The following is a 25395-nucleotide window of genomic DNA, read 5'->3' as shown; positions in this document are numbered from 1 at the left end:
TCCGAGATGGCTGCACCCAGGTTTCCATCTTTGCCGGACTTACGCCTTTCCTGCCGGATCCGGTGACCGAAGGCCGTCCGCGCGCCGTGCGGTTAGCGTGGAGAGCATGGCTGATGCCGAGACGAGTCGTACGGGCCCGCTGGCGGGCCGCGTCGTGGTGGTCACCGGAGCCGCGCGCGGCCTCGGGGCGGCCATGGCGCGCGTCCTCTCCGAGCGGGGCGCCGTCGTGGCCCTGCTGGGGCGCCAGCCCGAGACGATCTCGGAGGTCGCGGCCTCGATGCCGGGCCGGGCGGGGTGGTGGGAGGCCGACGTCACCGACGACGAGGTGATGGCGCACACCGCCGCCCGGGTCCGGGAGACCCTCGGTGCCCCGTCCGCGGTGATCGCCAACGCCGGCGTCGCCGAGGGCGGGCCGTTCGCGGAGTCGGACCCGGCGACCTGGCGGCGGGTGATCGACACGAACCTGACGGGCAGCGCGATCACCGCCCGGTCGTTCCTGCCCGACCTGGTCGCGACGCGCGGCTACTACCTGCAGATCGCGTCCCTGGCCTCCATCGGCGCCTCTCCGATGATGAGCGCCTACTGCGCCTCGAAGGCCGGCGTGGAGTCCTTCGCGCACGCCCTGCAGGCCGAGGTCGCCCACCAGCGCGTCGGTGTCGGGATCGCCTACATCAACTGGACCGACACGGACATGATCCGGGACGCGGACCAGCACGCCGTCCTGCGGGAACTGCGGTCGCACATGCCGCCTCCGGCCCGGAGGGTCTACCCGGTGGAGCACGTCGCTGAGCGCATGGTGGCGGCGGTCGAACGGCGGTCCCGTGCCGTCTACGTCCCGGCCTGGCTGCGGCTGGCCCAGGTGACCCGGGCGGTCCTGCCGCCCCTGGTCACCCGGATCTCACGGACCGAGCTGCCCCGGCTGGCGGCCCGGGCGGAGTTCGAGGCGACGGGGCTGCTGGGGGCGGGCGGCCGCGACGACCCGGCCGAGGTGCACCGGAGCGGTGGCCGCCCGGCGGGGTGAGGCGGGCGCCGCGACCGGGCGCCGCGCACCCGGGCCCCTCGGCGCTCGACGGGTGCGCCCGCCCGCTCCGCGACGTACGAGGCGCCGCCCGCCGCGGTGGTGCACCGAGCCGAACGGCTCCCGTCCGCGGTGGGACGGGAGCCGTTCGGCTCGGTGCGTCAGGGAGGCCGTGCCGGGTCAGATCAGGGGCCCCGGGTGCGGGGTCGGCGGCACCGGGTCGGGGCCGGCCGGCTGCGGCGGCGCGGGCGGCACCGGGTCGGGCGGCGGCGTGGGGACGGGTCCGGGCGCCGGGCCGGGCTGCGGGTCGGTCGGCCCCGGCGACGGAGTGGGCCGGGGCGGGGTCGGATCGGTCGGCGGGATGCTCATCGGGCCACCCTCTCTCCATGGATTGCGGTACGGCTCCCGGGTTCCCCCCGCACCACGATCATGCATCCGCCTCCCGCGTACCGTCGGGGCGCGGCACCCGCGATGGCGAGCGGCGGGGGCCCCGCCAACCGGATCATCTCGGCGGTTCCCCGGTATGAGCCGCCGGAGTGAGGGGACCTGAAGATCCATGACTGAAGCTCGGCACGACGAAGGACCCGACCGCGCGCACCGGCGGCCGGACGGGGTGGACGACATCACCGTGGAGGCGCTCGGCGCCCTCTCCAAGGCACTGGAGACGACGGAACGGGCCCGCGGCCATCTGTACGCCTTCCACCAGCTGACCGGCACGGCCGATCTGGAACTGGACCGGGCGGTGGCGCTGCTGCGCAAGGCCGGGCACGGCGGGTACGGCGACCGGGTGGAGCGGGAGATCCTGGGGCGCAACGTGATCCCCGGCCACTGGACGTTCCAGATCGTGGAGGCCTACAACTCGACCTACTACGAGCCCTTCAAGGGCCTGGAGAAGCAGGCGCGGGACGACCTCGTCGAGGGGCGCGACCACCTGTACGAGGCGGAGATGAAGGAGGACCGGCGCACCGAGGGGCATCCCGACCACACGGCGGGACCCGACCGGCCCTGACGGGCGGGGCGGACCGCCGTGGCGGCGCCCCCGCACCCGCGGGGGCGCTCCGGCGGGCGACTACCGGACGACCGTCGACCAGTCCGGCGACTGCGCGGGGTCCAGACTCCGCAGCCGCTCCAGCACTTCGGGCTTCTGCGCGTCCATCCAGTCGGCCAGCTCACGGAAGGACACGCAGCGCACGTCCTTGCGGACACACACGTTCTTGATGACGTCGTCGACGGACTTCATGTAGATGCCGCCGTTCCAGTTCTCGAAGTGGTTGCCGATGAACAGCGGGGCGCGGCTGCCGTAGTACACGCGGTTGAAGCCGTTGAGGTAGGTCTGGGTGGTCTCCGCGCGCCACGTGTCGTACTGGGCCGGTTCCCCGTCGGTCTCGCCGTCGGACTGGTTGTAGAGGAAGTTGAAGTCCATGGACAGGCCCTGGTACTTGCCGCCCTCGTACGGAAGCATCTGGAGCGGGAAGTCCCAGATGCCGTCCTTCTTCGTCGGCCAGATCTGGAAGTCGCCCGCGGAGCTGGCGTCGTAGCGCCAGTCGAAGGTCTTGATCGCCTTGAGCAGGTTCTTCTGGCCCTCCAGGCATGGTGCGCGACCGCCCACGATCTCCTTCTTGGCGTCGAAGGGCAGGGCCGGCAGGTCGGTGTAGCCGGTGTTGGTCTTCCACTTCTCCACGAACGAGTAGAACTGGCGTATCTCGCTCTTCCACTCCTCGACGCTCCAGTCGCCGCCGCCCTTGGCATCGCAGAAGTGGCCGTTGAAGTGCGAGCCGATCTCGTTCCCGTCCTTCCACGCCTTGCCCAGCTCCGTCAGCGTGGTGCGGATGTGCTCGTCGGTCGGGTAGCTGATCGCGGAGTCGCCCGGCTCGTGCATCGGCGGGTCGTAGAGCGTCTTCTTGTCCTTCGGCAGCAGGTAGATGCCGGTCAGGAAGAACGTCATGTGGGCGTTGTACTCCTTGGCCAGCTCCCGGTAGTGCGAGAAGAGCTCGTCGTCGCCCTGCAGCGCGCCGTCCCAGGAGAAGACCACGAACTGGGGCGGCTTCTCGCCGGGCTTGAGCGGCTTGGCCTTGAGCTCACCGCGCTGCGGCCCGGTGTACGAGGTGGAACCGTCCCCGATCACCTTCGTCTTGCCGTCCCACTGGGGTTCCTTCCCCTTGGCGGCTCCGCTGGGCGACTTGCCGGCCACCGACCCGCCGGGCGCCGGGTCGTCCCCGGTCGCCCAGACCACCAGCGGCACGGTGATGCACAGGACGACCAGGGCGATGACCGCTATGAGGAGCCTGGGCCGGGCGGTCAGCCCGCCCAGGACGTCGGCGCTGCTGCGGCGGCGGCGCCGGCGGTGGGCGTTGGAGTTCATGGGTGGCGCATTCTGCGAGGAGGGAGAGCGGAGCGGAATGGTGCCGTCGCCGCCCGCGTCAGCGGAGCGGGCTCATGGCACGCGACCAGATGCCGTAGGGGACGGAGGTGGCGGGCGAACCGGCCAGGCCCTTCAGCGGGAGCGGTTCCAGGCTCTTGGACAGGTCCATGCGGTACGTCACGACCGCCGTCGACACCGTGCGGTGCGTGCCGACGTACCAGGCGGCGGTGTCCTTCTGGGTGGTGCCGCCCTTGCCCGCCACCTCCGCCGAGGCGGATGCCGCTCCGGGGTGCTGGGTGGCGAAGGACTCGGTGAGCGCTTCCATGACCTGGTCGGCCACCTCCGTCTTGATCGCGCGGCGCGGTTTGGGGGTGCTCAGGGCGACCCCGCTGCCGTTGCGGGTGATACGGCGGACCGAGTAGGGCTCGGTGTGGGTGCCCTCGGCGGCGAAGGTGGCGTACGCGCTGGCCATCCGGATCGCGCTGGGTGTGGAGCTGCCCAGCGACAGCTCGGGCACCTGGGGGCCCATGCTGGACGAGAGCATGCCGGACGCCTGGGCGGTCAGGCGCACCTTGTCCAGCCCGGTGTCCAGGCCGAGCTGCATGAAGGGCGCGTTGACGGACGAGGCGAGCGCCTTGTGCAGGGGGATCTGCCCCCAGGACTTGCCGTCGTCGTTGTGGGCCGTGACCTTCTTGCCGCTGCGGTCCCAGTACGGGCCCTCGGGCGTGGTGACGGGGACGCCGTCGTCACCGTTGTAGACGGAGTCCGGGCCGACGGGCGTGGTGGCCGTCGTTCCCCGCTCCTTGCGCACGCCGTGTTCCAGGCCCGCCGCGTAGACGAACGGGAGGAACGCCGAGCCCGCCGGGACAGTGGTCGCGTTGGACTCGTTGAAGCCCTGCTTGCGGTGGTCGGGGCCGCCGTAGACGGCGAGGATGCGGCCGTCGTCGGCGACCGAGGCCGCCCCGAAGTGCGCGGTCTTCGCCTTGTCGGGGTCGTCCTTCCTGGCGTCCTTGCGGGCGCGGGTGACGGCGGCGGTGAGGGCGTTCTCCCGCTTGCGGTCGAAGGTCGTGTAGATCTGGTAGCCGCCGAGGTCGAACTCCTGGTCCGAGATGTGCGCGGACTTCTTCGCGTACCGGGTCGCCAGCTCGACGAGGTAGTCGCTCTGGTGGCCGGTGTCGTAGACCCGGGACTGCTTCAGGGGCTCGGGGAACTCGGTGTACTTCGCGCGCTGCCCCGCCGACAGCTTGCCGGTCTTCACCATGCGGTCGAGGATCCAGGACCACCGCTCCACGGCCCGTGCGTGGTTGCCCGCGCTGAGCGAGGGGTCGAAGAGGCCGGCGCCCTTCAGCAGCGAGGCGAGGAACGCGGCCTCGCTGACGTTGAGTTCGCTGACCTCCTTGCCGTAGTAGGCCTGGGCGGCGCGCTGGATGCCGTACGTGCCGCGGCCGAACCAGCTGGTGTTGAGGTAGCCCTCCAGGATCTGGTCCTTGCTCATCTTCTGGTCGAGCTTGATGGCCATCATGGCCTCGGTGAGCTTGCGGCCCACCGACCGGTCCTGGGACAGGTAGACGTTCTTCACGTACTGCTGGGTGATGGTCGAGCCGCCCTGCGTGTCGCCCTCGCCCACGGTGCGCCACAGGGCACGCGTGATGCCGCTGGCGGAGATGCCCGGGTCGGAGTAGAAGCTCTCGTTCTCCGCGGCCAGGACGGCCCAGCGGACCTGCTCGGGTATGTCCTTGAGCGGCATCTCCTGGCGTCGTACCCAGCCGGTACGGGCCATGGGCGTGCCGTCCTCCCAGAAGTACACGTTGTCCTGCTGGGTGGCGTACGTGTTCAGGTTGTCCGGGATCTCCGTGGTGGCGTAGGCGACGCCGAGGAGGGAGGCGGTGGCGGCGAAGAGCGTCAGGAAGGCGCCCAGCCACTGGCGCCAGGACGGCATCCAGCGCCGCCAGCCGCTGCGGCCCGGGCGCGGGTAGTGCGGACGCATGCGCCGTACGAAGGGCGTGGCACCCTCGATCACGGGGGCGAGGCGGGCCGACACGGCCGCCGCGACGGCTGCCTTCGCGGTGGGTGGTCCGGGCTTGCGCCGGGGCCCGGTGCGCGGCTCCACCGGCTTCGGCACGTCCGACACCCGCAGGGCCATGGTGGCTTCCGGGTCGGTGCGGGCGGGCCGGGCGGCGGGGCTCTCCGTGCCCGCGCCGGTGGCGCCGTCGCCGCGCTGCGGCTTCGCGGCGTCCGGTTTCGCGTCCGGGCGTGCGGCGTCCCGCTTCCCGCGGAGCGACCGGGCCCGGGCCGCGAGTGCCTCGAGGTCGGGCGTCCGGAGCGCCATGGTGGCCTCCGGATCGGTGCGCTCCTGCCGGCGGGGTGCGGGCTCCAGGTCCTCGGGCACCCGCAGCGCCATGGTGGCTTCGGGATCGGTGCGCGGCGGGGTCTGCGCATCCCGGTGGCCGGGGCGGCCCGCGGCCTCGGGGCGTGACGGTGCCGCGTCCTCGCCGTCGGAGGCGGGCGTGCGGCGGGTGGGCTCGGGGGAGCCGGACGGGTGCGCGGCGTCCTGGCGACGGTGCGGGCCGTCGCCCTGCTCGGGCCTAGCCATGGAGGGTTTCCGGCCGTGGCCCCCCGCCGGGGTGCACCTCGTGTATTCGCTGCCATGACGTGGACATGCCTGCGTCTCCCTCGCACTCAGTCTTGCTCGCGCGGGTAGATGCAGCTGCCGCGCACGCGGCTGCGAGCCCCCCTCCCCGACCTTTCGGTACATCGCGGCACCCACAAATTATCAGTGGTCACAGTGATCTCTTCCGTCGGATACCAGACAGAAAGCGGACAGTTGTGTTCCGTTTCGGTCACGTGAAGGACGCGGCGGGCCCTCACGACGGTTCCCGGAGTCGCTGCAGCGGGATGACGACGTCGTCCTCGACGGGTGGATCGAGTTCCTGAGCACGGTTCCCGGTGGCCGAAAAGCAGCGCAGCCGGACCGCGTCGGGGCTCACGTCAAGCCGCAGGAAGCACTTGAAGAAGGGGGGACTGTACGTCGCCGAACCGGGCGAGAAGAGCTGGGTGTACGTCTTGCGCACGGGCAGCCGGAACCGCGCGCGCCGGTCGGGACGGCGGCCCGCGCCCAGCAGTCCGGCCACCAGCCGGGTGCGGCGGGTGACGCGGGCGGGTTCCCCCTGGGACCGGGTCGGGGGGATGCCGAGGCGCTCGGCGATCACGGTGGTCGCCTCGGCCTCGCTCAGCGTGAAGAAGCGGGGCATCCGCAGCCGGCGCCCGTAGAGCCTGCTGTAGAAGGCCAGCGAGTCGCCGCGCAGCGGGTAGCAGCGGAAGTCGTCCTCGGTGACCCCGGCGACCGAGACGCGGGGGATGGTGTGGGTGGCGTGCATGAACGCTCCGCCGCCCCCGGCGACCACGTACTGGATGGTGCGGCCGTCCACCTGCACCGGGTACCGCTGGTAGTTGTGGATGTCCCCGCCGATCGCGGCGACGTAGTGGTGGTCGGGGTCGCGGACGATGTCGTCGACCGTGCCGCCGCCGTCCACGGGGCAAGGGTGGTGCTCGCCGTCCACGTACAGGGGCGATCCGGTGACGAGGATCTTGGGCATGTCCCCCCGGGACACCTCGCGCAGCCACCGGCCCTGCTCGGCGTCGACGGTTCCCAGCAGCCCGGTGTCGATGCCGACGATGCGCACCGGTCCGGCGTCGACGGCCCAGTACGGGCCCGGCTGCACAGCCTGTTGGGCCGGCGAGGAACGCAACTTCCGCGCCTCGGAGAGACGTTGCTCGTCCACCGGTCGTGCTTTGTGCCACAGCAGCGACCGCAGCCGGTCGCGGATCGGCCGCGACTCCGGTCGCGGGGCCGGGGCGGGGACGTCGCAGAAGACGCGCATGAAGCCCTGGAGATCCTCGTACCAGTCGTGGTTGCCGGGTATCGCGTAGATGGGCGCCTGGTAGTCCTGGTACGGGCGGTAGAACTTCGTGCCGTACTGGTCGGCGCTGCCCACCGGATACACCACGTCACTGGCGAGGACGGCGAAGCGCGAGTCCTGACCCGCCTTCAGGAAGCCCGGCACGACGGCGTACTGGGAGTCGTCGCCCTCGCCCGTGTCGCCGATGACCATGAAGGAGAAGTGGTCCGGGTCGTCGCGCCGGATCAGGCGGTCGGCGGGGGCACCGGCCTCGGCGCACTGCTCCGCCCAGCGGCTCCGGGTCCGGCCCGTGGGGTCCCCGAACCACGAGGCCAGTACGCCGTTGCGGGCCGGCCACAGGGTTCTCGGGTCGAGCCACGAGAGCTTCTCGACCCGCTCCGGCATCAGGCGCTTGTAGTCCCCGCGCTCCGAGACGCCCCAGCCGGCGCCCTCGGCGGTGTCCCGTGAAGAGTCAGACATCGGGGAACCGTAACAACGCGGCCGACGGACCCGGCGACCAGCCCTTGCCTCCGGCTGCCACGCCGACGGCGGACGCGCCGGGAGAGCGCGGGGTCAACTCGGCACGCACGACACCCAGTTCGCAGACCATACATCTCAAAAAGCCTTCCGAAGAAGGTGAAATGGCGGGTGGTGCAACCGTCCGGCGGGGAATTCTCGGCGTCGAGAATTCCGGCCGATGAATTACGTCGCTTTCAAGAATGCGGTGACCCCCGGGATTCGCCCGCTCGCGCTCCGTCAATGCCGTCCGCAAGGTGTTTCGGCGTTTACTGCCGGGGGAATTCCCCTGTCAGTGCTTCGGACAGGAGGCACGTCCGAGGGAGCTGGCTCACCAGAATCCCGGGTGTGTCCCATGCTCTTCGTGTGCGCAGCTCCCCAGGTGGCGTTCACCTTTCGAAGGAGTTGCAGCACCATGAGTGTCAAGGTCAGAACGAAGCAGCATCCGCACGACGACGCCCCGGACACCGCTGCGGCATTCGCCCACCTTCACACCCTGCCCGACGGCCCCGAGCGGCAGGCGCTGCGCGACGACCTGGTGCGGGCCTGGCTGCCGATGGCCGAGCGCATCGCCGGCCGCTTCCGGGGCAGGGGAGAGTCCGCCGAGGACCTCTGCCAGGTCGCCGCCCTCGGTCTGGTCAAGGCGGTCGACCGCTACGACCCCTCCCGCGGCAACGCGTTCGAGAGTTATGCCATCCCCACCGTCACCGGGGAGATCAAGCGCCATTTCCGGGACCACATGTGGCTGCTGCACGTGCCCCGGCGCGTCCAGGACCTGCGCAACCGCGTCCGCACGGCCGTGCGGGACCTGTCGCAGACGACCCCCGGACGGCCCCCCTCCGTCGCGGAGATCGCGGCCGAGGCGCAGTTGACCGAGGACGAGGTGCGCACCGGTCTCGAGGCACTCGACAGCTTCACCGCCCTCTCCCTGGACGCCGAGGTGCCGGGCAGCGACGACGGTTACGCGCTGGGAGACGCGCTGGGCGCACCGGACGGCGGATTCGACCTGGTCGTCGACCGCGAGTCGGTGAAGCCCTGCCTGCAGTCCCTGCCGGAGCGCGAGCAGACCATCCTGTACCTGCGGTTCTTCTGCGGCATGACGCAGAGCGGCATCGCGGAACGACTCGGCATCTCCCAGATGCACGTCTCGCGCCTGCTCAGCGGCTGCTGCCACAAGGTGCGCGAGGAGGCGCTCTCCGACGAGACGTCGTGACGTCGCAGAGGAGGGCGGCGCCGCCGCGCCCGGCCCCGCCACGTGGAGTCACGGCCGGAGGACCGGGCGCTGCGGCACTGCCTGGTCGCGGGGGAGGGCCGGGGCTGCCGCCTCGACGAGACGCCATGCCGACGGCCGTACCGCACGCCGACGACCGGCAGGCCGCGTACGCCGGCCTGCCGGTGATCGCGCGTGCGCTGGACGGGGGCCGCTGATCCGCCCGGGCGTCGCTGCGGCTGGATCGGCGATCGTCGGGTACCCGAGCCGCGCACCTCCCGACCCCTCACCCGAAGGAGCGCGTACACCGTGGATCACACCCAGGCGCCCGTACTCGACGCGCTGCGGCGGTATCACGACGAAGGAGAACTGTCCTTCACACCCCCCGGGCACAAACAGGCGCGCGGCGCCGACCCGCTGGCCCGGGTGACGCTGGGGGCGGGGGTGTACCGCTCCGACCTCCTGGCGTCCGGCGGCCTGGACGACCGGCGCATGCGGGGGAACGTCCTCAAGCGGGCCGAGGAGCTGATGGCGGACGCGGTCCGCGCCGAGCACACGTTCTTCACCACCTGCGGCAGCTCCCTCTCCGTGAAGGCGGCGATGCTGGCGGTGGCGGGACCGGGCGAGAAACTCGTCGTGGGCCGCGACGCGCACAAGTCCGTGATCTCCGGGCTCGTTCTCGCCGGGATCCATCCGGTCTGGGTCGACCCCCGGTGGGACCTGGAGCAGCGCATCGCCCACGCACCCGGCGCGGAGGCCTTCGAGGAGGCCCTCACCCGGCATCCCGACGCGAAGGGAGCCCTGGTCACCAGCCCGACGCCGTACGGCAGCTGCACCGACCTCGGACGCATCGCGGAGGTCCTGCACGCCCGCGGCCTGCCCCTCGTCGTGGACGAGGCGTGGGGCGCGCACCTGCCGTTCCACCCCGAGCTGCCGTCCTGGGCGATGGACGCCGGTGCCGACGTGTGCGTGACGAGCATCCACAAGATGGGCAGCGGTCTGGAGCAGGGCTCCGTGTTCCACCTCCAGGGCGACCTGATCGAGGCGGAGTTCCTCCGGTCGCGCGCCGACCTGTTCGGCACCACGAGCCCCTCCGTGCTGATCTACGCGGGGCTCGACGCCTGGCGGCGGCAGATGGCTCTGGAGGGTGAGCGCCTGCTCGGCGAGGCCCTCGACCTCGCGTCCGACGTGCGCTCGGCCGTCGAGAAGATCCCCGGCCTGCGAGTTCTCGGCCACGAGGACTTCGTGGGCACCGGTCTGTCGGTCGACTTCGACCCGCTGCCCGTGGTCGTGGACGTCACCGGCCTCGGCACGACGGGCTACCGTGCCGCCGACTGGCTGCGGCGGGAGCACCGGATCGACATGCATCTCGCCGACCACCGGCGGATCAGCGCCCAGCTCACGTACGCCGACTCCCCGGCGACCACGGATCCGCTGCTGGAGGCGCTGCGCGACCTGGCCGACCACGCCGGCGAACTGGCCGCCGACGTCCCCGACATGGTCGTACCGGCCGGCCCGCAGATGCGGCTCGAACAGGCGGTGCGGCCCCGGGACGCCTACTTCGGCCGGGCGGAGCCGGTCCCGGTCGAGCGGGCCGCAGGCCGGGTCTCCGCGGAGATGATCACGCCGTACCCGCCGGGCATCCCGGCCGTGCTCCCGGGCGAGCGGCTCACCGAGCCGGTGCTGGAGTACCTCCGCACCGGCCTGGAGGCGGGCATGAACCTGCCGGACGCGGCCGACCCGGAGCTGCGCACCGTCCGCGTCTGCCGGTGACCGGCCCAGGACACCGGTGACCGGCGCCGGAGCACGCACCGACGCCGGGCAGGGACCCCCGCCCGGCGTCGGCCGCCGGGTCAGGCGGCCGGTCCCACCGCTTCCACCGCCGGGGTCCGCAGGACCCGCCGGGCCGTCGCCAGGACGGTCCCCAGCGTGGCGGCCGCGGCGACAGCGACGATCAGCGGCCAGATGCCCGCGCCCCCGTCCGGCAGGGCCGAGCCGGTGCGGACGAGGGTGAAGGGCACGATCCCGGCGAGGCCGGCGGCCGTACCGAGCACGACACCCGTCACGGTCAGGATCACACCCTCGACGCCGACCGCCCCGAGCACCTGCCCCGGTGTCGCCCCGGCGAGGCGCTGCCGGCCGAACTCCCCGGTGCGGAAGGCGGTCGCCGCGTACAGCGAGTTGACCAGCATGACGCAGCAGAAGACCACGATGATGCCGACCACCACGAGGTTGAGCGTCTCCAGGTTCTTCGCGTCGATCGATGCGGGGACGCCGGACGCCTCGACGGCGTCGCTCTCGACCGCCTGCATGTGGAGCGTCGCCGTCGCCATCCCGGTGAACATGATCAGCGGCATCAGGACGTTCGACAGCTCGGCGGCCCGGCGGCGCAGGGTGCGCACGGCGAGGTAGCCGCTCGCGCCCGGCAGCCGCAGCCGGTCCAGGATCCCGGCGAGCAGTCGCGGCGAGAGGAGCGCGAACCCGACCGAGAGCAGGATCGCCCCGTAGGCCGGCGGGGCCATCAACGCGGCGTCGGACGCGTGCAGCGCAAAGGTGGAGCAGACGGCCGCCGTCCCCACCGCGAGGGCGGCGACCGCGGCGGACGTCCGCACCCAGCCGCCGCGCGGCCGGCGCTCGCGCGCCGCACGCCGCACCGCGAGGAACGCGGCCCCCGCGGACGCGGACACGGTGATCCAGAGCCCCGACATGAGCGCGACCGGCCCGAAGGAGGGGTCCACCGAATCGGCCACCTGACCGCTGTCCCGGAACACGCCGAGCAGAGCCCGTCCACCGAGCATCGCCGGACCGATCGCCAGCACCACGCCCAGCACGGCCACGGCCACGGACTCGCCCACGACCATCCGCGCGATCTGCCCCGGCGTCGCCCCCGAGCAGCGCAGCAGTTCCATCTCGGCGCCGCGCATGCGGACGTTGACCGTCAGCGTCGAGGCGACCGCGAAGAAGACCAGCAGGGTGCCGTACCCGCCGACGACGCTCGCCGCGGTCGTCAGCGACTCGGCGCTCACCGAGTCGACGCCCGGCCGGCCTGCGGTGTCGTACAGCGAGTGGAAGGTCATGACGACCACCGCGCCGAGGAAGGCGGACAGCAGTGTCGCGGTGAGGCGCCCGGGGTGCCGCCGGACGGACCGCAGGGCCAGAGCGAACACGGCTCACACCCCCGTCGTCATGTCGTCGCCCAGGTGCGCCAGGCGCTCGGCGACCGTGTCCACCGTCGGCGCGAGCAGCTCGCCCGCGAGCCGGCCGTCGGCGAGGAACACGACCGAGTCGGCGTACGAAGCCGCCACCGGGTCGTGGGTCACCATGACCACCGTCCGGCCGTGCACCCGTACCGCGTCCCGGAGCAGCCGCAGGACCTCGTGCGCACTGCGCAGATCCAGCGCGCCGGTCGGCTCGTCCGCGAAGATCACCCGGGGCTCGGTGACCAGCGCCCGCGCGATGGCCACCCGTTGCCGCTGGCCGCCGGACAACTGGTCGGGCAGCCGGCCGAGCAGGTCGCCGAGCCCGACCGCCGTCAGGATCTCGCGCGCCCTCCGCCGGTCCACGCGCCGCCCGGCGAGACGCAGCGGGAGCACCGTGTTCTGCGCCACGGTGAGCGTGTCCAGCAGGTTGTACTGCTGGAAGACGAAGCCGATCCGGCTGCGGCGGAACCGGGTCAGCTCGGCCTCGCCCGCTCCCGTCATCTCGGCGCCGTCGACCACCACGAGGCCGCTGTCGGGCCGGTCCAGGCCCGCCGCGCACCGCAGCAGCGTGGACTTGCCGGATCCGGACGGTCCCATCACCGCGGTGAAGGTGCCGCGCGCCAGGCTCAGCGTCACCCCGTCCAGGGCGGTCACGGCGCCCGCGTCGCTGCCGTACGTCCTGGTGACCCCGACCAGGCGCAGCGCCTGCGCGTTCGGCTCCGAGTCGTGCGTCCGTCGCGCTGTCCGGCGAAACATCGTCATCACTCTCCGTCCGGCACGCCCTGTGCCCCGGAGACGACGCTACGAAGACGCGACCCGGACCACACGGGGCGCAGAACCCGTATCGGGGGGTGTACCCAGCGCCACCTGCCCCCGGGGCCCGCACCCCTCCCGCCCCGCCACCACCGGCGGCTTGCCCGGACGCCGTCGCGGACGAACCGGGCGCCGCCCGGCACCTCTCGCCCTACGGTGAGATCGTCAGCGAGTGGACGGTAGGCGGGACGACGATGACCCACCGCGTGGAGATCCCCGTGCGGCGCACCGCGCGGGCCCCTCGGACGCACCGGGTGGTCACTCCCCGCTCACCAGCACCACCTCGAGGGTGCGCGGACCGTGCACCCCCTCGACCCGGTCGAGCTCGATGTCACTGGTCGCCGAGGGGCCGGAGATCCAGGTCAACGGCCGTGCCGGATCGAGGCGTTCGAGGCCCTGCGGGACGGAGGAGACGACCTGGTCGGGCACCCTTACGACGCAGATGTGGTGGTCGGGGACCAGGGTGATCCGGCGGCGTCCCTGGTCCGGGCCGCCGTCCAGCACGATGGTGCCCGTCTCGGCGATCGCCACCGCGCAGCCCGTGACGACGCTGTCGACCCGGTCCAGCTCCTGCGCGGTGCCGACGGCACGGTCGTGGATCCGAACCGGATCGGCGGCCGACATCCACGCGGGGGGCAGCCCCGGCGGCACGAGGACCTGCCGCGAGCCCCGTTCGGCGAGCAACCGCATGATCAGGTACGGAAGTTCCTCCGGGTCGCTGCGGTGCACGCGTGCCCGGTAGTCCGTCAGATTCTCGGCCAGCAGATCCACCGTCTCCGCGACGCTCCGCCCGCCGTGTTCGCGCAGATAACCCCGTTCGACGGCCCGTTCGTAGGGGGTGTCGTCCGGACGCACGTCGGCGATCGCGCGCCGTACCCGGCCCAGGATCAGGTCCCTGCTGCTCACGTGGTGTCCTTTCCGCCGTGCGTGCGCTGCCACCAGTCGCGGAACGGTTCGGCGGGCACCGCCGGCAGATCGCGGGTGGCACTCCACGCCCGGCCGGGACCGGGCAGCGTCCGCGGATGGAGGCGGCGGGTGCGTGCGGCCAGCCGCTGGCCCGTGCGCAGCGCGCCCGGGTGGGCGAAGGTCCACCGTGCCGCGCGCATGGCCGCCCGCTCCGCGGCGTGCCCCTTCGCCGGCTTCAGGACGACCTTGGCGCCCTCGCGGGTCACCACACCGCCCTCGACCACCCGTTCCCGCAGGTGCACCAGCACCTCGGGGATGTCGATCGCCACCGGGCAGACGTCGTAGCAGGCGCCGCACAGCGAGGAGGCGTACGGCAGTGACGCGTCGATCTCGCTCCCGGTGCCGCGCAGTTGAGGGCTGAGGATCGCGCCGATCGGGCCCGGGTACACCGAGCCGTACGCGTGGCCGCCGGCCCGCTCGTACACCGGGCAGACGTTGAGGCAGGCGGAGCAGCGGATGCAGCGCAGGGCCTGCCGGCCGACCTCGTCGGCGAGCGTGTCGGTACGGCCGTTGTCGAGGAGGACCAGGTGGAAGGCGCGCGGGCCGTCGGCGTCCGTGGTGCCCGTCCACGTCGAGGTGTACGGGTTCATGCGCTCGGCCGTCGAGGAGCGGGGGAGGGTCTGGAGGAACACCTCCAGGTCCCGCCAGGTCGGCACGATCTTCTCGATGCCGACGACCGAGATCAGCGTCTCGGGCAGGGTGAGGCACATCCGGCCGTTGCCCTCGGACTCCACGACCACCAGGGTGCCGGTCTCGGCGACCATGAAGTTGGCGCCGGAGATGCCCACCTTGGCCCGCAGGAACTTCTCACGCAGATGGAGGCGGGCGGCCTCGGCGAGTTCGGCGGGCGTGTCGGTGAGGCCCTCGGGTGCCGGGCGGCCCCACTCGCTCATCTCACGGGCGAAGATCTCGCGGATCTCCCCGCGGTTGCGGTGGATGGCCGGGACCAGGATGTGCGAGGGGCGGTCCTTGCCCAACTGGACGATCAGCTCGGCGAGATCGGTCTCGTAGGCGCGGATGCCCTCGGCCTCCAGCGCCTCGTTCAGCCCGATCTCCTGGGTGGCCATCGACTTGACCTTGACGACCTCGCTCTCGCCGGTCGCCTTCACCAGGTCCGCGACGATCCGGTTGGCCTCGTCGGCGTCGACGGCCCAGTGCACGGTGCCGCCGGCCGCCGTCACCGCCGCCTCCAACTGCACCAGATATCGGTCGAGATGACGGAGCGTGTGGTCCTTGATCTGCTTGCCCGCCTCGCGCAGGGCCGCCCAGTCGTCGAGTTCGGCGACCGCGTGCGCACGCTTGGCGCGGATCGTGTGGGTGGCGTGGCGCAGGTTGCCGCGCAGGGTGGGGTTGTTGACGGCCTCGTGCGCGGCCCGGGGGAAGGCCGGCATGCCGACGAAGGTCCCGCTCATACCAGGGGCTCCTCTTCGGTGCTCGCCAGGATCTCCGCGATGTGCACCGGACGCATCGCCGTCCCGAGCCGGGTCATGGTGCCGCCGATGTGCATCAGGCAGGAGTTGTCGGCGGCGCACAGCACCTCCGCGCCCGTCGACGCGGCGTGCCGCACCTTGTCCGCGCCCATGGCCGCGGAGACGTCGGCGTTCTTCACCGCGAAGGTGCCGCCGAAGCCGCAGCACTCCTCCGCCCCGGGCAGCTCGCGCAGTTCGAGTCCCTTCACGGCCGTCAGGAGGCGGCGCGGGCGGTCGCCGAGGCCGAGGCTGCGCAGACCGTGGCAGGTCGGGTGGTACGTCACCGTGTGCGGGTAGAAGGCGCCGACGTCGGTCACACCGAGGACGTCGACGAGGAACTCGGTGAGTTCGTACGTCTTCGGCACCACCGGGGCCAGGGTCGCCGCGAGGCCTCCCCCGCGGCCCTCCGCCCGTGCCCGCTCACCCATCCGCGGGTACAGCTCGCGGACCATCGCGCCGCACGACCCCGAGGGCGTCACGATCGCCTCGTACGCCCCGAAGACGTCGGAGAAGTGCCGGGCCATCGGCTCGGCCCCGTGACGGTAGCCGGTGTTGTAGTGGGCCTGTCCGCAGCACGTCTGCGCCATCGGGAAGTCGACGTCGACGCCCAGTCTGGTCAGCAGTTTCACCACGGCGCGCCCCGTGTCCGGATAGAGCGTGTCGTTGACACAGGTCAGGAACAGGGCGACACGCATCGCGGCTCCTCGGGGTCGGTCGTCGGATGGATGCTGGGTCCCCCACACGCGCTCAGCGTAATGGGGGGTGGGTCGGCGGGCGCGGAGCGGAAGGGGTCTCTCACCGGCCGGCGAGGCGGCTCTCCGCCGCGCGCCATGCCGCCGGGTCGCCGCCGGGCTCGTACCGCACCAACGGCTGGGTGCGTACGAGGAGTTCGCGCATGGCCGCCAGGTCGCCGACCAGGCCCTGGGCGCGGGCCTGGACGAGGACGTTGCCGAGGGCCGCCGCCTCGGACGGCCCCGCCACGACCGGCAGGCCGCAGGCGTCCGCGGTGAGCCGGCACAGCAGGGCGTTGCGGGTGCCGCCGCCGACGATGTGCACCACGTCGACCGGGTGGTCGGCGAGCGCCTGCGCCTCGGTGACGGCCCGCCGGTGGGCGAGCGCGAGGGAGTCGAGGATGCAGCGGGTGATCTCCGCCCGCGACCCGGGCACGGGCTGGCCGGAGTCCCGGCACGCCTCCGCGATCCGGGCGGGCATCCGGCCCGGCGCGAGGAACGCCGCGTCGCCCGCGTCGACGACGGAGCGCAGCGACGGCACCTCGGCCGCTTCCCGCAGCAGTCCCGCCAGGTCCGGGCCGCCCCATTCGCGTACGCACTCCTGGAGCAGCCACAGGCCCATGATGTTCCGCAGGTAGCGGACCGTGCCGTCCAGTCCCAGTTCGTTGGTGAAGTTGGCCGCGCGGCTCGCCTCGGTGAGGACCGGCGCCGGAAGCTCCAGGCCCGCCAGGGACCAGGTGCCGGTGCAGATGTAGGCGAAGCGCTCGCCCGTCGCGGGGACGGCCGCCACCGCGGAGGCGGTGTCGTGCGAGGCGACGGTGGTCACCGGGACGGGGCCGGTCAGCCCCGTCTCCTCCAGGACGTGCGGCCGCAGCACGCCCGCCGGGTCGCCGGGGCGGCGCAGCGGAGCGAAGAGCTTCAGGTCGATGCCGAGCCGTTCCGCCAGCTGGTGGGACCAGTCGCGGGTGCGGGGGTCGATCAGCTGGGTGGTCGAGGCGTTCGTCAGCTCCGTGCCCGCCTCGCCGGTGAGCCAGTAGGTCAGCAGATCGGGGATGAGCAACAGCCGCGCGGCGTGGGCGAACTGGGCCGACGACCGAGCCGCCGTCAGCTGGTACAGGGTGTTGAAGGGCGCGTACTGCAGTCCGGTCGCCGCGTAGAGCTCGGCGGCGGGCACGGTCGCCCACACCTGTTCCGCGACGCCCTCGGTGCGGGCGTCGCGGTAGTGCACCGGGTTGCCGAGCAGCGCACCGTCCGCGTCGAGCAGACCGTGGTCCACCGCCCAGCCGTCGATGCCGACGGAGTCGACCTGCCCCGCGGCCCGCAGGCCGTCCAGGACACCCGCGTACAGGCCGAGGACGTCCCAGCGCAGGCCCTCCGGGACCCGGACCGGCCGGTTGGGGAAGCGGTGCGCCTCGGTGAGCGCCAGTGAGCCGGGTCCCACGCGGCCGACCATGACGCGCCCGCTGGACGCGCCGAGGTCGACGGCGGCGTACGCGCGCACGGCCGTCACCGCAGGAAGGCGGCGGCGACGCCGGCGTCGACCGGGACGTGCAGACCGGTGGTGTGGGTCAGGTCGCCGCCGGTGAGGGCGAACACCGCGTTCGCGACGTGCTCCGGCAGTACCTCCCGCTTGAGGATGGTCCGCTGGGCGTAGAACTCGCCGAGCTTCTCCTCCTCGATGCCGTACGTGGCGGCGCGCTGCGCGCCCCAGCCGCCCGCGAAGATCCCGGAGCCGCGCACGACACCGTCGGGGTTGACGCCGTTGACCCGGATGCCGTGTTCGCCCAACTCGGCGGCCAGCAGGCGGACCTGATGGGCCTGGTCGGCCTTGGTGGCGGAGTAGGCGACGTTGTTCGGGCCGGCGAAGACCGCGTTCTTGGAGGCGATGTAGACGATGTCGCCGCCCAGCCGCTGGCGGATCATCACCCGGGCCGCCTCACGGGACACCAGGAAGGAACCGCGGGCCATGATGTCGTGCTGGAGGTCCCAGTCGCGGGCCGTGGTCTCCAGGAGCGGCTTGGAGATGGAGATGCCCGCGTTGTTGACGACGAGGTCGACTCCTCCGAAGGCGAGCACCGCCGTCCTGAAGGCCTCGGCGATCTGCTCCTCCGAGGTCACGTCCACGGCCACGGCGACGGCCCTGTCGGGGCCGCCCAGCTGCTCGGCGACCTCGGCGGCGCCCTCGGCGTTCAGGTCCGCGACCACCACACAGGCACCCTCGGCGACCAGCCGCTCGGCGATGGCCCTGCCGATGCCGCTGCCGGCGCCCGTCACGAGCGCCACCCGGGCGGCGAGCGGCTTCGGCTTCGGCATCCGCCGGAGCTTGGCCTCCTCCAGCGCCCAGTACTCGATGCGGAACTTCTCCGACTCCTCGATCGGCGCGTAGGAGGAGACCGACTCGGCCCCGCGCATCACGTTGATCGCGTTGACGTAGAACTCGCCGGCCACCCGCGCGGTCTGCTTGTCCTTGCCGAAGCTGAACATGCCGACGCCGGGCACCAGCACGATCGCCGGGTCCGCGCCGCGCATCGCGGGGGAGTCGGCGTCGGCGTGCCGGGCGTAGTAGGCCGCGTACTCCTCCCGGTACCCGGCGTGCAGCTCGTGGAGGCGGGCGACCGCCTCGTCCAGGGGGGCCGACGGCGGCAGGTCGAGGACGAGCGGCCTGACCTTGGTCCGCAGGAAGTGGTCGGGGCAGGAGGTGCCGAGGGCGGCCAGGCGAGGGTGCTCCGCGCCGGCCAGGAAGTCCAGGACGACGTCGGAGTCGGTGAAGTGGCCGACCTGGGGACGGTCCTCGGAGGCGACGGCGCGGACGTACGGTGCGAGAGCCGCGGCGCGTTCCCGGCGCTCGGCGTCGGGCAGTGCCCGGTATCCCTCCAGGACGGGGCCGAACGGCTCGGCCTTTCCGCGCTCCGCGAGGAACGTCTCCGCGGTGCGGATGATGTGCAGGGAGTTGCGCTCGCACTCCTCCGCTGTGTCGCCCCACGCGGTGATGCCGTGGCCGCCGAGGACGCAGCCGACGGCCTGCGGGTTGGCCTCCTTGACGGCCGCGATGTCGAGACCGAGCTGGAAGCCGGGACGCCGCCACGGCACCCACACCACACGGTCGCCGAAGCACTCCGCCGTGAGCTTCTCGCCGTCGGCCGCGCAGGCGAGCGCGATGCCCGAGTCGGGGTGCAGATGGTCGACGTGCGCCGCGTCCACGAGACCGTGCATCGCGGTGTCGATGGACGGGGCCGCTCCCCCCTTGCCGTGCAGGCAGTAGTCGAACGCGGCGACCATCTCGTCCTCGCGCTCCACCCCCGGGTACACGCCGGTCAGCGCGCGCAGCCGGTCCAGGCGCAGCACCGCGAGCCCGGACTCGGTGAGGGTGCCGAGGTCGCCGCCCGACCCCTTGACCCACATCAGCTCGACGTCGCCGCCGGTGACGGGGTCGGTCTCGCTGCCCTTGGCGGACGTGTTGCCGCCCGCGTAGTTCGTGTTGCGGGGGTCGGCGCCGAGCCGACGCGACCGAGCCAGCAGAGCGGCGGCTTCGGGATGGGGTGCCATGTTCCGTTCCTTAGGAGAGAGGGAGAGGAGTGCGCGGGCCGTACGAAAGCCGAGCGACGCGCCCGGGAGCCGTCCGGCCCGCCAGTGGCGAAGGGCTGCGCCCACCGGACCGGCTTCGTCAGGGGCGGACGGCCGGCGGTGCCGGCCCGGCCCCGTCGGGGCGGAGGGGTGGCGGTGTCGGGCCGGCCCCGTCAGGCACGCAGGGGTCGCGGCGTGGCCGGACCTGGTCGGAGGCCGAGGAGTCGCGGTGTCGGGCCGGAGCCCATCGGGGACGGAGGCGTAGCGGTACCGGGCCGTGCCCGTCAGGCACGGAGGGATAGGGGTCTCGGGTCGGAGCCCGTCGGGGCGGACGGGCCGCGGTTTCCGGGCCGGCCCCCGCCCGAGACGGACGGGTTGGCGCGCGCCGGGCCGCGCCCCGTCAGGGGCGCGGGGAACTGCGCGACCAGCCCACCCCGACCGGAGGCCCACCACCGGCCGCACCCCGTACGGGGACGGGAACAGCCCTCCGTCCCAGAGCCGCCGACCGACCCCGGACGGACCTCCGTTCCGGAGCCGACCACCGGCCCGGAGGCCGACCATCCACCCGGAGGAGGCAGAGGCCCCCGGGGACGGGGACGACAAGGCCCCCCGGGGCCGGCCCGAGCCGGGTTGGGCGGCTACGCCCCCCATCCCGCCTGCCGCCCCCCGACCCGCTCCGCGGCGATCCGCTCCTGCCACCCGGATCGCCTGTACGCGGCGACAGGGTCGGGATCCAGACCGAGCTCCGCACGGACCTCGGCCAGCAGCGGCCGCACGTCCGTGTTGTACGCGTCCATGATCACCGCGTTGGCCTCCAGCACGTGCCCCGACCGCTGGGCATGGTCGAGGGCGGACCTGTCGACGAGCAGGGCCTTCGCCGTGGCCTCCTGGACGTTCATCACGGAGCGGATGATCGCCGGGATCTTGGCCTCGATGTTGTGGCACTGGTCGAGCATGAAGGCGACCTCGGGCGCGAAACCGCCGCCCCGGATCACCTCGTACATGATCCGGAAGAGCTGGAAGGGGTCGGCCGCACCCACCATCAGGTCGTCGTCCGCGTAGAAGCGGGAGTTGAAGTCGAACCCGCCGAGCTTCCCCTCGCGCAGCAGCGTGGCCACGATGAACTCGATGTTGGTGCCCGGCGCGTGGTGCCCGGTGTCGACGACGACCTGCGCCTTGGGGCCGAGCTTGAGGCAGTGCGCGTAGGCGGTGCCCCAGTCGGGGACGTCCGTGGCGTAGAAGGCGGGCTCGAAGAACTTGTACTCCAGCAGCATCCGCTGGTCGTCCCCGAGGCGGGCGCAGACCTCGGCCAGACCCTCGGCGAGCCGGTCCTGACGCTCGCGGATGTCGTCCTGGCCGGGATAGTTCGTGCCGTCCGCGAACCACAGCTTCAGGTCCTTGGACCCCGTCGCGTCCATGACGTCGACGCAGCCGAGCAGGTGGTCGACGGCCTTGCGGCGCACCGCGGCGTCGGGATGGCAGATGCTGCCGAGCCTGTAGTCGTCGTCCTGGAAGGTGTTGGAGTTGATCGCGCCGAGCCGCACCCCGCGGTCCTCGGCGTGCTTCGCCAGGGCCGCGTAGTCGTCGACCTCGTCCCAGGGGATGTGCAGGGCCACCGTCGGCGCGGCACCGGTGAACTCGTGCACCTTCGCGGCGTCGTCCAGCTTCTCGCGCGGGTTGCGCGGCACCCCGGGCTGCGCGAACACCTTGAAGCGGGTTCCCGAGTTCCCGTACGCCCACGACGGCGTCTCTACTGCCTGGGTCTTGAGTGCGGCTTTCACCGCGGCGAGCTCGGTCACTTCAGGGCTCCTGTGACTTCGGGTGCGACTTCGGTTCTGAACGACGTTGATATGAAACGATTCAGAAGGTCGAAGTTAGGAGCAGGCCGAAAGGCTGTCAACCCCTGCGGCCAGTACTGCTTTCCGTCATTCGGTCGTGACCTCTGGATATCGAAAATTTCGACCCGCACCCATTGACGTGACCTGCGCTACCTGCCTAACGTCCCGGCAACCTAGTTGAAACCTTTCACGACGTCGTGAGGCCTCCCCGCCCGCGTCGTTGAGGAGCCCACATGACCCTCCGGTCCGACTCGGGTCCGGCCCCCGTGCTGGCGCTCAAGGACATATCGAAGTCCTTCGGCGCCGTACGCGCCCTGCGGGACGTGTCCTTGGAACTCTTCCCCGGCGAGGTGCACGCCCTCGCCGGGGAGAACGGCGCGGGCAAGTCGACCCTCATCAAGACGCTCGCCGGCGTGCACCGACCGGACGCCGGTCAGGTGCTGCTGGACGGGGAACCCACCGTCTTCCACGGCCCCGCCGACGCCCGCGACGCGGGCATCGCCGTGATCTACCAGGAACCCACGCTCTTCCCCGACCTGTCGATCGCCGAGAACATCTTCATGGGCCGCCGCCCCCGGCGCAGCCTCGGCCGCATCGACCACCGAGCCACCCACGCCGCGACGCTGGCCCTCATGAAGCGCCTCGGGGTCGAGCTCGACCCCGACCGCCCGGCCCGCGGCCTCTCCATCGCCGACCAGCAGATCGTCGAGATCGCCAAGGCGCTCTCCTTCGACGCCCGCGTCCTGATCATGGACGAGCCGACCGCCGCCCTCACCGGCAGCGAGGTGGCGCGCCTCTTCGGCGTCGTGCGCACCCTGAGCGAGCAGGGCGCGGCGGTGCTGTTCATCTCCCACCGCCTGGAGGAGATCTTCCGGATCTGCACGCGGGTCACGACCCTGCGCGACGGCGCCCGGATCGCGAGCGAACCGCTGGACGGCATGACCGAGGACGACCTGGTGCGCCGCATGGTCGGCCGCGACCTCGACGAGCTCTATCCCAAGCAGGACGTCCGCGCGGGCGACGTCGCCCTGAGCGTACGGCGGCTGACCCGCGAGGGTGTCTTCACCGATGTCTCCTTCGACGTCCGCCGCGGCGAGATCGTCGGTCTCGCCGGGCTCGTCGGAGCCGGACGCACCGAGGTCGCCCGCGCCGTCTTCGGCGTCGACCGCTGGGACGCCGGCGAGGTGGAGGTCGACGGCCGGGAGCTGGCGAACGGCGCCCCCTCCACCGCGATGGCCGCGGGCCTCGCCCTGGTTCCCGAGGACCGGCGTGCGCAGGGGCTGGTGATGGACATGTCGATCGAGCGCAACATCGGCCTCACCGGACTGCGGTCGACGGTCAGGGCAGGCCTGATGGACCGGGGCGCCGAACGCAGCCGGTCGCTGGACTGGGCCGTGCGGCTCCAGGTCAAGTACGCGCGGATCGCGGACGCCGTCGGCACCCTGTCGGGCGGCAACCAGCAGAAGGTCGTCCTCGCCAAGTGGCTCGCCACCGGACCCAAGGTGCTCATCGTCGACGAGCCCACCCGCGGCATCGACGTGGGCACCAAGGCCGAGGTGCGCCGGCTGCTCTCGCAGCTCGCCGCCGACGGGGTCGCCGTCCTGATGATCTCGTCCGACCTGCCCGAGATCCTCGGCATGGCCGACCGCGTGCTCGTGATGCACGAGGGACGGCTCACCGCAGAGATCCCGCGCTCCGAAGCCACCGAGGAAACCGTGATGGCCGCAGCCACCGGGAGGGCCGCCGCATGACGGTGACCGCACCCAACCCCGCGCCCGCCGCCGAGGTGCCGAAGTCGAGCGGCACCCGGCTGGTCGACCGCGTCTTCAAGATGCGCGAACTCGCCATCCTGGCCGTGTTCCTGGTGATGATCGCCGTCACCCAGACGGGCAACAGCGAGTTCCTGTCCGAACAGGGCATCAAGGACCTGCTGCTGAACGCGACGATCCTGGTGCTCGTCGCCACCGGGCAGTCCCTGGTCGTGATCACCCGGAACGTCGACCTGTCGGTCGGCTCCACCCTCGGCATCAGCGCCTTCGCGGCCGGCACCTATCTGCAGGGCGGCGGCGACTCCGTCGTCGCGATCCTCCTGGCGCTCCTGCTGGGCATCGGCTGCGGACTGGTGAACGGCCTGCTCGTCAGCCTCGGCCAGGTCCCCGCCCTCGTCGTCACCCTCGGCACGCTCTACATCATCCGCGGCATCGACTCCATCTGGGTCGGATCCCGGCAGATCACCGCCGCCAACCTCCCGGACGGATTCATCGACTTCGGCTCCGGCGGCATCTCCGCGGTGCCCTGTCTCGCGCTGATCGCCTTGGCGGTGCTGGTGGCGACGGCGTACTACCTGAAGCACTTCGGCAGCGGGCGCGAGCTGTACGCGCTCGGCTCCAACCCCGAGGCCGCCCGGCTCGCCGGCATCCCCGTCCGCAAGCGGATCCTGGCCGCGTACACCTTCTGCGGGGGCCTCGCCGGACTGGCGGGCGCGCTGTACCTGGCCCGGTTCGGCAACGTGGACTCCGGCACCGGCAACGGCTACGAACTCACCGTCGTCAGCGCGGTGGTGGTCGGCGGCGTCGTCTTCACCGGCGGCTCCGGCAGCGTCTACGGGGCCGCGCTCGGCGCCCTGCTGCTCACCTCTGTCAACAGCATGCTGCCCGCCCTCGGCGTCAGCTCCGTGTGGGTGCTCGCCATCAACGGCATCCTGCTCATCCTCGCCATCGCGGTCGACCGGGTCGTCGCGCTGCGCGTCGCCACCGCCCTGAAGAAGAGGAACGCCCGCCATGGCTGACTCGCCCCTCGCGCGCGCCGTCCGCTGGGACACGGTCGTCGGCGCCCTCCTCATCGTCGTCCTGCTCTTCTCCTTCGGTTTCGTCGACGGGTTCGGCAACGCGCTCAACCTGTCGTTCCTGATCGGCAACACCCTGCCCATCGCGCTGATCGCCCTGCCGATGACCCTGCTCGTGGTCGCCGGCGAGATCGACCTGTCGGTGGCGTCGACGGCCGGACTGTCCGGCGCGGTGATGGGCGCCCTGTGGAACCAGGGCATGTCGATCGAGTCGATCATCCCGGTCTGCCTGCTGCTGGGCGCGGCCTGCGGCCTGGTCAACGGCCTGCTGGTGACCCGGCTCGGACTGCCCTCCCTCGCCGTCACCATCGGAACCCTGGCCGCCTACCGGGGCATCGCGCAGATCGTGCTCGGCTCGGACGCGGTGACCGACTTCCCCACCCAGTACCTGGACTTCGCCGCCGGACGCATCGGGGACACCTTCGTCCCGTACGCCTTCCTGCCCTTCCTGGCGCTGCTCGCGATCGCCGTGGTCGTGCTGCACGCCACCCCGTTCGGACGCTCGCTCTTCGCGGTCGGCGCCAACGAGGAGGCCGCGCGCTTCGCCGGCATCCGCGTCCGCCGGCACAAGCTGCTCCTCTTCGTCGCCACCGGGCTCATGGCCTCGCTCACCGGCATCTTCTGGGCGCTGCACTACGCCAGCGCCCGCTACGACAACGCCACCGGCCTCGAACTCTCCGTCGTCGCCGCCGTACTGCTCGGCGGTATCGACTTCGACGGCGGCAAGGGCACGCTCGGCGGCGCGATCGCCGGCGTCTTCCTGCTCGGCGCACTGCAGAACGTGATGAGCCTCCAGGACGTCTCCGCCCAGTCGCAGATCGTCGTCACCGGCGTGCTGCTCGTCCTCTCCGTGCTCGGCCCCCGGGTCGCACGGCAGATCTCCGTCGCGAGGGCGGGGCGCAGAGCCGCCTCCACTCCGACCGCGGCCTCGTAACCCGTCCCTCTCGTCCCTTCCGCAAAGGAC

The 25395-nt window shown here is 72.2% G+C and carries 19 protein-coding genes and 1 pseudogene; 8 read left to right on the top strand and 12 right to left on the bottom strand.

Annotated elements, in window-relative coordinates; translation table 11 throughout:
* Positions 1-106: 106 nt before the first annotated feature.
* A complete protein-coding gene (locus ACZ4NT_RS20910) occupies positions 107-1021 on the top strand; it encodes an SDR family oxidoreductase (protein ID WP_121407426.1) in 915 nt (304 codons plus the stop codon).
* Positions 1022-1198: 177 nt separating this feature from the next.
* Here the strand turns inward: ACZ4NT_RS20910 and ACZ4NT_RS20905 are convergent, their stop codons facing one another.
* On the bottom strand, positions 1199-1387 hold the full coding sequence (locus ACZ4NT_RS20905) for a hypothetical protein (RefSeq protein WP_147464399.1): 189 nt from the start codon (positions 1385-1387) through the stop codon (positions 1199-1201).
* Between the two features lie 187 nt (positions 1388-1574).
* Between ACZ4NT_RS20905 and ACZ4NT_RS20900 the strand changes: the two genes are divergently transcribed.
* The gene (locus tag ACZ4NT_RS20900; RefSeq protein ID WP_121407427.1) at positions 1575-2027 is read left to right on the top strand and encodes a hypothetical protein; all 453 of its coding nucleotides are present in this window, start codon (positions 1575-1577) and stop codon (positions 2025-2027) included.
* Positions 2028-2087: 60 nt separating this feature from the next.
* On the opposite strand, the gene ACZ4NT_RS20895 is transcribed toward ACZ4NT_RS20900, so the two are convergent.
* From ACZ4NT_RS20895 to ACZ4NT_RS20885, 3 genes are all read right to left on the bottom strand, one after another.
* Positions 2088-3380, bottom strand: a complete 1293-nt coding sequence (locus ACZ4NT_RS20895) for a hypothetical protein (RefSeq protein WP_121407428.1) — start codon at positions 3378-3380, stop codon at positions 2088-2090.
* Between the two features lie 58 nt (positions 3381-3438).
* Positions 3439-5523, bottom strand: coding sequence for a transglycosylase domain-containing protein (locus ACZ4NT_RS20890; RefSeq protein ID WP_467726850.1), 2085 nt, complete (start codon positions 5521-5523; stop codon positions 3439-3441).
* Between the two features lie 721 nt (positions 5524-6244).
* The gene (locus ACZ4NT_RS20885; protein WP_121407429.1) at positions 6245-7759 is read right to left on the bottom strand and encodes a metallophosphoesterase; all 1515 of its coding nucleotides are present in this window, start codon (positions 7757-7759) and stop codon (positions 6245-6247) included.
* Between the two features lie 451 nt (positions 7760-8210).
* Here ACZ4NT_RS20885 and ACZ4NT_RS20880 point away from each other — a divergent pair, with 451 nt between their 5' ends.
* Together ACZ4NT_RS20880 and ACZ4NT_RS20875 are read left to right on the top strand one after the other, a co-directional pair.
* Positions 8211-9008 (top strand): RNA polymerase sigma factor SigF, encoded by a 798-nt coding sequence (locus ACZ4NT_RS20880; protein WP_121407430.1) that lies wholly within the window; start codon positions 8211-8213, stop codon positions 9006-9008.
* A 306-nt stretch (positions 9009-9314) separates the two neighbouring features.
* Entirely contained in the window at positions 9315-10778 is a 1464-nt protein-coding gene (locus tag ACZ4NT_RS20875) for an aminotransferase class I/II-fold pyridoxal phosphate-dependent enzyme (RefSeq protein WP_467726819.1), read from the top strand.
* Between the two features lie 80 nt (positions 10779-10858).
* On the opposite strand, the gene ACZ4NT_RS20870 is transcribed toward ACZ4NT_RS20875, so the two are convergent.
* A complete protein-coding gene (locus tag ACZ4NT_RS20870; protein WP_467726817.1) occupies positions 10859-12172 on the bottom strand; it encodes an FtsX-like permease family protein in 1314 nt (437 codons plus the stop codon).
* A gap of 3 nt (positions 12173-12175) precedes the next feature.
* The gene (locus ACZ4NT_RS20865) at positions 12176-12967 is read right to left on the bottom strand and encodes an ABC transporter ATP-binding protein (protein WP_467726815.1); all 792 of its coding nucleotides are present in this window, start codon (positions 12965-12967) and stop codon (positions 12176-12178) included.
* Between the two features lie 89 nt (positions 12968-13056).
* Here ACZ4NT_RS20865 and ACZ4NT_RS20860 point away from each other — a divergent pair.
* Positions 13057-13242 (top strand): annotated as a pseudogene (locus ACZ4NT_RS20860) (alpha-L-rhamnosidase C-terminal domain-containing protein); the annotation flags it as partial.
* Positions 13243-13276: 34 nt separating this feature from the next.
* Here the strand turns inward: ACZ4NT_RS20860 and ACZ4NT_RS20855 are convergent.
* From ACZ4NT_RS20855 to rhaI, 6 genes are all read right to left on the bottom strand, one after another.
* A complete protein-coding gene (locus ACZ4NT_RS20855; protein WP_121407434.1) occupies positions 13277-13924 on the bottom strand; it encodes a LutC/YkgG family protein in 648 nt (215 codons plus the stop codon).
* Positions 13921-15396, bottom strand: a complete 1476-nt coding sequence (locus ACZ4NT_RS20850) for a LutB/LldF family L-lactate oxidation iron-sulfur protein (protein WP_467726813.1) — start codon at positions 15394-15396, stop codon at positions 13921-13923. The genes ACZ4NT_RS20855 and ACZ4NT_RS20850 overlap by 4 nt, the downstream gene beginning before the upstream one ends.
* Positions 15393-16148: a (Fe-S)-binding protein gene (locus ACZ4NT_RS20845; RefSeq protein ID WP_467726811.1), complete on the bottom strand. Its 756-nt coding sequence runs from the start codon at positions 16146-16148 to the stop codon at positions 15393-15395. The genes ACZ4NT_RS20850 and ACZ4NT_RS20845 overlap by 4 nt, the downstream gene beginning before the upstream one ends.
* 100 nt (positions 16149-16248) lie before the next feature.
* The gene (locus ACZ4NT_RS20840) at positions 16249-17685 is read right to left on the bottom strand and encodes a rhamnulokinase (protein WP_467726848.1); all 1437 of its coding nucleotides are present in this window, start codon (positions 17683-17685) and stop codon (positions 16249-16251) included.
* Between the two features lie 5 nt (positions 17686-17690).
* Positions 17691-19730, bottom strand: a complete 2040-nt coding sequence (locus ACZ4NT_RS20835) for a bifunctional aldolase/short-chain dehydrogenase (RefSeq protein WP_467726809.1) — start codon at positions 19728-19730, stop codon at positions 17691-17693.
* A 656-nt stretch (positions 19731-20386) separates the two neighbouring features.
* Positions 20387-21547, bottom strand: coding sequence for an L-rhamnose isomerase (rhaI, locus tag ACZ4NT_RS20830; RefSeq protein ID WP_467726807.1), 1161 nt, complete (start codon positions 21545-21547; stop codon positions 20387-20389).
* 272 nt (positions 21548-21819) lie between these two features.
* On the opposite strand from rhaI, the gene ACZ4NT_RS20825 reads away from it, so the two are divergent.
* Genes ACZ4NT_RS20825 through ACZ4NT_RS20815 form a run of 3 tightly spaced genes read left to right on the top strand, consistent with a single transcriptional unit; the run spans position 21820 to position 25365 of the window.
* Positions 21820-23337, top strand: a complete 1518-nt coding sequence (locus tag ACZ4NT_RS20825; protein ID WP_467726805.1) for a sugar ABC transporter ATP-binding protein — start codon at positions 21820-21822, stop codon at positions 23335-23337.
* Entirely contained in the window at positions 23334-24374 is a 1041-nt protein-coding gene (locus tag ACZ4NT_RS20820) for an ABC transporter permease (protein WP_121407440.1), read from the top strand. The genes ACZ4NT_RS20825 and ACZ4NT_RS20820 overlap by 4 nt, the downstream gene beginning before the upstream one ends.
* The gene (locus tag ACZ4NT_RS20815; RefSeq protein ID WP_121407441.1) at positions 24367-25365 is read left to right on the top strand and encodes an ABC transporter permease; all 999 of its coding nucleotides are present in this window, start codon (positions 24367-24369) and stop codon (positions 25363-25365) included. The genes ACZ4NT_RS20820 and ACZ4NT_RS20815 overlap by 8 nt, the downstream gene beginning before the upstream one ends.
* Positions 25366-25395 lie beyond the last annotated feature (30 nt).

The sequence above is a fragment of the Streptomyces sp. NPDC026417 genome (assembly GCF_055567695.1).
Note: the sequence above shows the minus strand (reverse complement) of the source record. Positions and strands in the feature narration are given on the sequence as shown.